This is a genomic window from Streptococcus sp. (genome assembly GCF_019414905.1).
GTDB lineage: Bacteria > Bacillota > Bacilli > Lactobacillales > Streptococcaceae > Streptococcus.
In genome coordinates this window covers 1-9,001 of the sequence record NZ_DXLC01000079.1, presented here as the reverse complement: position 1 = coordinate 9,001, position 9,001 = coordinate 1, and the positions used below count along the sequence as shown (strand labels likewise).

Here is a 9,001-nt window from a genome sequence, read left to right as displayed (position 1 = left end):
ACTTTACCTGATTTCAAAGCACGAGCTGAAGCCCAAACTTTTTTAGGTTTACCATCGATAAGAACAGTAACTTTTTGAAGGTTTGGTTTTACGGCACGTTTTGTTTGGTTCATCGCGTGTGAACGGTTGTTTCCTGATACAGTCTTACGACCTGTAAAGTAACATACTTTAGCCATTGTGTTTTCCTCCTATTAGATCTAATATAGCGGATGTGCTAGCACCACATACCGTACTATGTTATCACACTTTCTTCATTTTTGCAAGGGAATTGGAAGATTTTTTTATTTAACGTAGACTACCCCTAACTTCCCAAAGGCGACTTCCCCACGGATAATCAAGGTTTTGCTGGTTGGGGCTACAGGAGCGTCCGCCTTGGCTGCACCAAAGGATGTTTCTACTTTCAAGTCTACACGCCAGTGTTGTGGAACATAGACAGTTGCATTACCAAAAGCCACTTCGATATTCAGAGTGGCAAAATCACCTAACATCTCTGCGTTGTCATAGTAGATTTTTGCATCTCCAAAAGCCACTTCTACTTGGTCATCTACAAGATCTTGATCTTGTTTATAGAAGGTTCCACTGCCAAAAGCAACTTCCTTATCCGTGATGACTGTTCGTTCACCGTTGTACCACCATTTTTTTCCGTACCAAAACTTACTTGAGTGAGTGAGATAGCCGACACCTAGCACTGCTAAGATACTAGCCCAAAACAAAGACTGGTTTGGAATCGGTAAAATGTTATAAAAATGATTGGCAATCATGAGGGCTACTAGAGCGGTAAAAACTGCCGATGTTAGATGACGACGAAGCAAAGCCTCAACTGATTGGTAGGCAAAAAAGACAATACCGATTAAGGGCCATATTTTGCCATCTAAAGAAGGGATCCCAAAATTTCCTTGCAATAATACTAAAGTTGCCAATACTAGCAACACAATACCAAATGCTTTCTTTTTCATCTTATTACCTCATGTTTCTTAGATTTTCTTTTAGGAGGGATTGGTAATGCCGTGAGACATGAACCTCCTTGTGGGTCTGGTAAAAGGAAATGGTGCCCGTTCCTGAAAAGGACTTGTCCACCGAATAGACTTGCCGAATATTAGCAATCGTTGACTTGGATACTCGACTGAAATAGCGAGGAAGAATAGCCTCTAACTCATAGAGTTTAAGCCGAACCTCGTAGGCATCTTTCTGGGTATGGGCATAAATCTTGCTACCTTCCGTCTCAAAGAAGAGAATTTCCGACAAGTCCAGATAATATTCACCTGTTCCCTTGTAAAAAATCAGCCTAGGAGACTTGGACTCTTGCAAGAGCCGCTGTAAATCCGCAATCTCATCTGTCAAAGCCGCTGCCTTGATGACAATTTCAGTTTCCTCTAAATTGCTGTCAATTTCGATTCGTAACTTCATTCCATCTCCTTTCTGACTCTACTATATCAAAGCTAAAATAAGAAAACAAGAGCAAAAAAGCAAGTGGTTACTTTAGGCTCGTAAGTGGTTGTGGGATCACCTTAACTTACAGGTCAAAATAGAAAGAAAAGCACACCCCACACAAGACCACAAATATAGCCAACCACTACATCCTTGGGATAATGCACTCCCCCTAAGACTCTCACTAGACCTAGGAAGGCTGACAAGACCAACAAGATAACCCCTACAGATAGACTAGCGTGTAAGCAAGCCATGGAGATAATGGTTGCTGAAAAGACATGACGACTAGGCATAGACTGACCAGGACTATCTCTGTCTAGTAGCGGTACAATTTCCCAAACTTCATAAGGCCTAAGGGCATTGATTTTCTTACGAAGAAAGGACAAAATCACAAAACCTGATGCAGGGATAAACAAATAGATTCCGACCTGTTTCCCAAGTCCTTCTTGGAGATAGGTAACTGCTAATAAGGTTAGATAAATCATAGGCATAACTACCGTCATGAACCGATTGAAAGTTCTTAACAAGCTCTGAAGAAAGGGCTTATTTTCAATATTACCAGCAATGTGGTCATACCATTCTTGATAATTTTTCATATATTTTCTCATCACTTACTCAAATTTTGCTTATAGGGAAGCACTTGTCTTCTAGTATAGTGCAGAAAAAGAAGGCCGTCAAGCCTTCTTTCGATTTATTCTTCTGCTTGGTCTTCTGTAAATTGACTGTTGTAGAGGTCAGCGTAGAAACCAGCTTGTGCCATCAGCTCATCATGATTGCCTTGCTCGATGATATTTCCATCCTTCATAACCAGAATCAGATCAGCATTACGAATGGTTGACAAGCGGTGGGCGATGACAAAGGAAGTTCTGCCTTCCATCAAACGATCCATGGCTTTCTGAATCAATTCCTCTGTACGGGTATCAACCGAAGATGTCGCCTCATCTAGGATTAGGAGTGGCGCATCTTTTAACAAAGCACGAGCAATGGTCAAGAGTTGTTTTTGTCCGACAGACAAGATCACTGTATCATCCAAGACGGTATCGTAACCATCTGGTAGTGTCATGATAAAGTGGTGAATCCCTACAGCCTTGCTGGCTTCAATCACGCGCTCATCACTAATACCTGTTTGGTTATAGATGAGATTGTCGCGAATGGTCCCTTCAAAGAGCCAAGTATCCTGCAAGACCATTGAAAAGGCATCGTGTACTTCCGAACGCTTCATATCCTTTGTATCTACACCATCGATGCGGATACTTCCCTTATCAATCTCATAGAACTTCATCAAAAGATTGACAATAGTTGTCTTACCAGCCCCAGTCGGTCCGACAATGGCAACCTTTTGACCTGCATGAGCCGTCGCAGAAAAGTCATGGATGATAGTTCGCTCTGGTGTGTAACCAAAGGAGACTCGATCAAAGACTACTTGACCTTTCATATCGCTCAATTGTCTTGCTTTATGGGATTCGTCTTTCATTTCCTCTTCAGCTAGGAATTCGAAGACACGTCCCATGGCTGCATTAGCCTGCTGCAAACTAGTAATCCCTTGAGCGATTTGTGAAAGAGGCTGAGAAAAGATGCGAACGTAGGCCATAAAGGCAACGATAATACCTATACTAATCTGCCCATTTAAGGCCAAGGCTGCACCAACGATAATCACTAGGGCATAGCTAAAGTTCCCAATAAACATCATAATCGGCATCATAATCCCTGAAATAAACTGAGATTTCCAGATACTATCATACAGACGACGATTTAATGTTGCAAATTCTTCTTTCGTGCTCTCGATAGCATTGTAACTGGTCACCACATTATGGCCAGAGTACATTTCCTCCACATAACCATTTACAGCTGCCAAATCTTGTTGCTGACTCTTAAAGAAGCCCTGCGATTTGCCCATAAAGACGGACACGAAAACAAAACCAATAAGGGTTGAAACAACCGTTACCAAGGCTAAAATCCAGTTCATTCCAAACATGGTTACCAAGACTGCTAAAACTAATAAACTAGATGAAAGAACCGTTCCTAGACTTTGATTGAGGGACTGGGCTGCAGTGTCAACGTCATTAGTTACACGAGACAAGGTATCTCCTTGAGAATGTCCATCAAAATACCCCAATGGTAGGTTATTGATTTTCTCTGCAATAGCTCTTCTCAAACGCTCTGAAAAACGTTGAATTGCTGTTGTAAATAGAAAGGCCTGCAAATAATTTGATAGAAGTCCGATCACATAAATCACGGCCAAAAAACCACCAATAGCTGCAACCGTCGCTACATCCACACTTGTTTCTAGACCACTGGCAATAATATTGGTCATTTCCTTGATACGGGTTGGACCATATACAGTAATGATATTGGATAAGATTGTTGCTAGAAAGGCTATCAGAAGGGCAAACTGGAGACCTGCAAGATAGGGTTTACTCTGTTTCCAGAGCGACAGTTTTTTATTTTCCATGTTCCAATTCCTCCTTCGATAGTTGTGAATAGGCAATTTCTTGGTAAACTTCGTTATTAGCTAGAAGTTCCTTGTGGGTGCCTTGCCCCACGACTTTTCCTTGATCCAAGACCAAAATCAAATCTGCATCCATAATCGTTGAAATACGCTGTGCGACGATAAGCTTGGTCATAGACTTGGTTTTCTCTGCTAGCTCTTGGCGTAGGACACGGTCTGTCTTGTAGTCCAAGGCTGAGAAGGAGTCATCAAAGATGAGGATTTCTGGCTTCCGAGCTAAGGCACGCGCAATTGCCAGACGCTGTCTTTGACCACCTGAGAAGTTGGTTCCTCCTTGGGCCACTTCTGACGCTAAGCCCGCTTCCTTGTCTTCGATAAAGTTCTTAGACTGGGCCAACTCCAAAGCCTGCCACATAGCCTGCTCACTAAGTGGTGTTTCTTGACTTTGTCCAAAGTCTAGATTGCCCTTGATATCCCCTGAAAAGAGAACCGCTTTCTGAGGAATATAACCAACCTTGTTGCGCAACTCTTCCAAGTCATAGTCTTGAACATTGACACCGTCCACCAGAATTTCTCCTGCTGATACGTCGTAGAAACGTGGAATCAGATTGACCAGAGTTGATTTACCAGAACCTGTTGACCCAATAAAGGCCACTGTTTGACCAGCGTCTGCTCTAAAGCTAACATGCTCGATAACTGCCTCCGAATTTACCGCATATCGGAAGGTCACATCCTTAAATTCGACCTGACCTTTGAGGTTTTCATCAGCCAGCTGCACTTGAGCAGGATTTTGGATAGAAGAATGCAAATCTAAAACTTGATTAATCCGCTTAGCAGAAACCATGGTTCGGGGAAGAACGATGAAGAGTGCTCCCATGAGAAGGAAGCCCATGACAACCTGCATGGCATAAGACATGAAAACAATCATGTCACTAAAGAGAGGCAGACGTGCTATCGGAGCAGCGTCGTTAATCACATAGGCCCCAATCCAGTAAATCGCCACACTCAAACCACTTGAAATCCCCATCATGATAGGGTTCAAAATAGCCATAAGACGGTTGACAAACAAATTCAAGCTTGTCAATTCATCATTTGCTGCTGCAAATTTTTCATTTTGGTATTCTTCAGCATTGTAGGCACGAACGACACGAATACCTGTTAAACTCTCACGAGTGATACTGTTCAGTTTATCAGTCAGACTTTGAATCAAGGACTGTTTTGGAAAGGCTAGCGTCATCAAGACTGTCGTCATCAAAACATTGACAATCACTGCTACAAGAACGGCCCAGAGCCAGTATTCTGAATGGCCTAAAATCTTCCCGATAGCCCAGATAGCCATAATCGGACCACGCGTTACCACTTGCAAGCCCATGGTAATCAACATTTGAACTTGAGTAATGTCATTGGTAGTACGCGTCAAGAGACTGGGAATAGAGAATTTCTTAATCTCTGTCTGCGAGTAATCCAAAACTCGGTTAAAAATATCACTTCTCAGCCTACTAGTATAAGAAGCTGCCACTCGGGATGCAAAAAATCCAACTGCAACTACGGACAAGAAGGCAAGAAAGGACATTCCCACCATCATGCTTGCCGGCTGCCACAACTCATCTAAATTAGTTCCTTGACTACCTAGCAAATCCGTAATTTTTGAGATATAGGTTGGCACTTCCAACTCTAGATAGACCGAAAAGCAGATAAAGAGAATGGCTAGTAAAATCATCCCCCATTCTTTTCTACTAATTCGTTTGGCTAATTTATTCATTCTCTCCTCCTATTCCCTTGATATTTTCCTGTAGTTGACCGAGAACTTTCTCAAAAATCAGTAATTCATCTTCATCAATGTCTTCCATCAACTGCTTGTCTATTCGTTCAAAAAAAGCCTTAACCTCTTGCATCTGAGAACGTGCTTTGTCCGTCAAACGAACAAATTTTGCCCGCTTATCGCTAGGATTCGCCTCCAATTCCACCAAACCATTTTGCACCATACGCTTGACCAAATTACTAGCAACAGACTTGGTAATATTGAGTTCCTGCTCGATATCTTTAATCAAGACCATGTCTTGGTTTTTCTCACGATTATCCAAAAAACGCACAACCTGACCTTGCGGCCCACCCATAAATTCAATACCACAACGTTTGGCTTCCTTTTGCACCATCAGGTGAATCTGATGACCAAAACGCTTAAAGACTAACATCGGCTTATCCATACTAACTCCTTTCTAACCATCACATTTAGTTCTCCTAGGAACTAAATAAGTTTTCATGAGAACTATTTTATCATTTTCAGAAAAGATGTCAAGAAAAAAAGTTTCCAAGAGAACTATTTTCTTGATTCAAAAAATCCCAAGTGATTTTTTCACTTAGGATTGTGTTCTCTAGGTTAAATTAGAATCCATCTACGTTTGTGTAGATCTTTTGTACGTCTTCGTCGTCCTCAAGAACGCTGTAAAGTTTTTCAAAGGTTTCAAGGTCATCGCCTGACAATTCCACTTCTGACTGAGGAATCATTTCCAATTCAGTAACTTGGAATTCTTCGACACCTGACTCACGAAGGGCAACGATAGCCTTGTGAAGGTCAGTTGGCGCTGTGTAGACTGTGATTGTTCCTTCTTCTGCTTCTACATCATCCACATCCACATCTGCTTCTAGCAATTGCTCAAAGACTGCGTCCGCATCTTCACCTGCAAATACGATAACACCTTTGTTGTCAAAGAGGTAAGAAACAGAACCTGAAGCGCCCATGTTTCCTCCGTTTTTACCAAAAGCTGCACGGACATTAGCCGCTGTACGGTTAACGTTTGAAGTCAAGGTATCAACGATCAGCATAGAACCATTTGGTCCAAAACCTTCGTAACGTCCTTCTGTAAAGGTTTCGTCTGTGTTTCCTTTTGCTTTATCAATCGCTTTATCGATAACGTGTTTTGGCACTTGGGCTTGTTTAGCACGGTCGATAACGAATTTCAAAGCAGTGTTTGATTCTGGGTCTGGATCACCTTTTTTAGCTGCTACATAGATTTCTACACCAAATTTTGCATATACTTTAGAGTTAGCTCCATCTTTAGCCGTTTTCTTAGCTACGATATTGGCCCATTTACGTCCCATTAGGAATCTCCTTTTTTCACATTTTAATCTTTCTTATTATAACACAAGTTTTTTCGATTTTCACTAGAGGAAATGGATTTTATTCAGCAAATCGAGCTATGAAGACACTTTGGTTACCAAGATTGCCTTGCCTTCTTTTATCAAGGGGTGACGGAACAGTGAGAAGTACAGCTGAATGGTCATGGCAACCCAGATAAGGGGTTCACAAAGGATAACACCCTTATAGCCTGCCCAAGGGATAATCAAGACCACAAAAGCGATTTTCCCGATTAATTCGATAAAGCTAGAAACCAGAGGAAGGATTTTTTGCCCCAAGCCCTGCAAACAATTGCGATAAATCAACAAGAGGCTCAAAATAGGATAAAAAGCTGAGCTGATTTGCAGATAGAGACTGCCATTTTCTACCAAATAGCTATCCGTCGAACTGGCCAAGAAGGAAACTAAGGTAGGACTAGCAAAAAAGAGAAAGGCACAAACAAAAACTGCCCAGGACATGCTTAGACGACTGCCGATTCGAATACCTTGAACAATACGGTCTGGACGCTTAGCTCCTAGATTCTGAGAAGCAAAGGTCGTCATTGATGCAGAAATAGCGGTCATGGGAAGAAGGGCGAAGGCCATAATGCGTCGAGCTGCCGTCTGGGCACTAATAATTACGGCTCCAAAAGTATTGACAGAAGACTGTAAAATCACACTGCCGATGGACACAATCGAACTCATCAAGCCCATAGCCAAACCTTGCTCCAAAAGATCAGCGTATAAGGCCTTATCCCATTTGAAATGCTTGAGCTGAGGGAGTAGCTCAGGCACACTCTTACGGATATAATAGAAGCAGAGAACCGCTGATAAGCCTTGCGAAATGATTGTAGCAAGTCCCGCGGATTGAACTCCCAGATGCAATTGCGTAATAAAATACAAATCCAAAACCACATTGACCAAGGCAGAAAAAATCAAAAATCCAAGGGCAGCTAGACTGTCCCCAATAGACCGCAACAAACCTGCAAAGAGATTATAAGCAAAGCTGACACCTACACAGGTCACAATCATAGAAATATATTGATAGGACTGGGGAAGGATTTCTGCAGGGGTATCTAGGTATTGCAAGAGTGGATACAAGCCAAGAAAGCCCAGCAACATAACTACAATACTCAAAAGTGCACCTAAAATCCAGGTGGCTGCTACTGCCTCCTTGATTTTAGTGAAATTCCGAGCTCCATAATAGCGGGCAATGACAATTCCCATGCCATTGCCAACACCAAGAGTAAAACCTACAATCAGATCAAAAATCGCTGTTGTCGCCCCTACTGCAGCTAAAGAATCTTGGCCAAGAAAACGCCCAACAATCAAGACATCAGCAGTATTATAGAACTGTTGAAAAATATTTGACAGTAAGATTGGGAAGGCGAAGCTTAAGAGCGAGGGAAGAATCGAACCATGTATCAGGTCCACTGTTCGTTTTTTATTCATAAGGCTATTATATCAGCTTTCTAGAGGAGCGACAAGAAACAGCAAACTATAGGCAATCTGAAAATTTGAACACAAAATCGAAAAAGCAGTGGATTTCTCCACTACTTTAACAGTTTATTCTTCAATTTCGATTTCAAGTTCATCGCCTAGATCAAGGGTGACTTCTTCATTCACGGCTTCTTCTTTCTTTGGCTCATCTTTTTTGTTTTCAGCAGCTTCTACAGAAGCTTCTTCTCCATCAATCAAACCAAATTGAACACGGACTTGATGGTCAATTTCATCAAAGATTTCTGGGTTATCTGCCAAGTATTTCTTAGCATTTTCAGAACCTTGCCCGATTTTCTCATCCTTGTAAGAGTACCAAGCCCCTGCTTTTTTGATGATATCCAAATCACTTGCGATTTTCAAGAGTTCACCAGTCTTAGAAATCCCTTCTCCGTACATGATTTCAACGAAGGCTTCCTTAAATGGTGGAGCCACCTTGTTTTTCACGACCTTGATCTTAGTTTCTTTACCAACGTTGGTATCTTTTTGGTCACCAGTTCCCTTGATTTG

Annotated in this window: 9 protein-coding genes and 1 pseudogene; all 10 read right to left on the bottom strand. The window is 41.9% G+C overall.

The genetic code is table 11. The features are described from left to right. Positions 1 to 176 (bottom strand): 50S ribosomal protein L28 (gene rpmB, locus QZ359_RS02085; protein ID WP_293957476.1); only part of this gene is annotated, 176 nt, incomplete at its 3' end. A gap of 105 nt (positions 177 to 281) precedes the next feature. Next, positions 282 to 956 carry a hypothetical protein gene (locus QZ359_RS02080; RefSeq protein WP_293957474.1) on the bottom strand — a complete coding sequence of 225 codons (675 nt, stop codon included), beginning with the start codon at positions 954 to 956 and terminating at the stop codon, positions 282 to 284. A 4-nt stretch (positions 957 to 960) separates the two neighbouring features. Beyond that, positions 961 to 1,407, bottom strand: a complete 447-nt coding sequence (locus QZ359_RS02075; RefSeq protein WP_000776606.1) for a LytTR family DNA-binding domain-containing protein — start codon at positions 1,405 to 1,407, stop codon at positions 961 to 963. Positions 1,408 to 1,520: 113 nt separating this feature from the next. After that, positions 1,521 to 2,024, bottom strand: coding sequence for a phosphatase PAP2 family protein (locus QZ359_RS02070; RefSeq protein ID WP_261082994.1), 504 nt, complete (start codon positions 2,022 to 2,024; stop codon positions 1,521 to 1,523). Between the two features lie 95 nt (positions 2,025 to 2,119). Next, positions 2,120 to 3,880 carry an ABC transporter ATP-binding protein gene (locus QZ359_RS02065; RefSeq protein WP_293957470.1) on the bottom strand — a complete coding sequence of 587 codons (1,761 nt, stop codon included), beginning with the start codon at positions 3,878 to 3,880 and terminating at the stop codon, positions 2,120 to 2,122. Continuing rightward, a complete protein-coding gene (locus QZ359_RS02060) occupies positions 3,870 to 5,639 on the bottom strand; it encodes an ABC transporter ATP-binding protein (protein WP_293957468.1) in 1,770 nt (589 codons plus the stop codon). Before QZ359_RS02060 ends, QZ359_RS02065 begins: the two co-directional genes overlap by 11 nt. Further along, the gene (locus QZ359_RS02055; RefSeq protein WP_261082999.1) at positions 5,632 to 6,084 is read right to left on the bottom strand and encodes a MarR family winged helix-turn-helix transcriptional regulator; all 453 of its coding nucleotides are present in this window, start codon (positions 6,082 to 6,084) and stop codon (positions 5,632 to 5,634) included. The genes QZ359_RS02060 and QZ359_RS02055 overlap by 8 nt, the downstream gene beginning before the upstream one ends. 178 nt (positions 6,085 to 6,262) lie before the next feature. After that, a complete protein-coding gene (locus QZ359_RS02050) occupies positions 6,263 to 6,979 on the bottom strand; it encodes a YebC/PmpR family DNA-binding transcriptional regulator (RefSeq protein ID WP_049524687.1) in 717 nt (238 codons plus the stop codon). A gap of 96 nt (positions 6,980 to 7,075) precedes the next feature. Then, positions 7,076 to 8,446 (bottom strand): MATE family efflux transporter, encoded by a 1,371-nt coding sequence (locus tag QZ359_RS02045; RefSeq protein ID WP_293957459.1) that lies wholly within the window; start codon positions 8,444 to 8,446, stop codon positions 7,076 to 7,078. A 114-nt stretch (positions 8,447 to 8,560) separates the two neighbouring features. Further along, positions 8,561 to 9,001, bottom strand: a pseudogene (locus QZ359_RS02040) (DNA recombination/repair protein RecA); the annotation flags it as partial.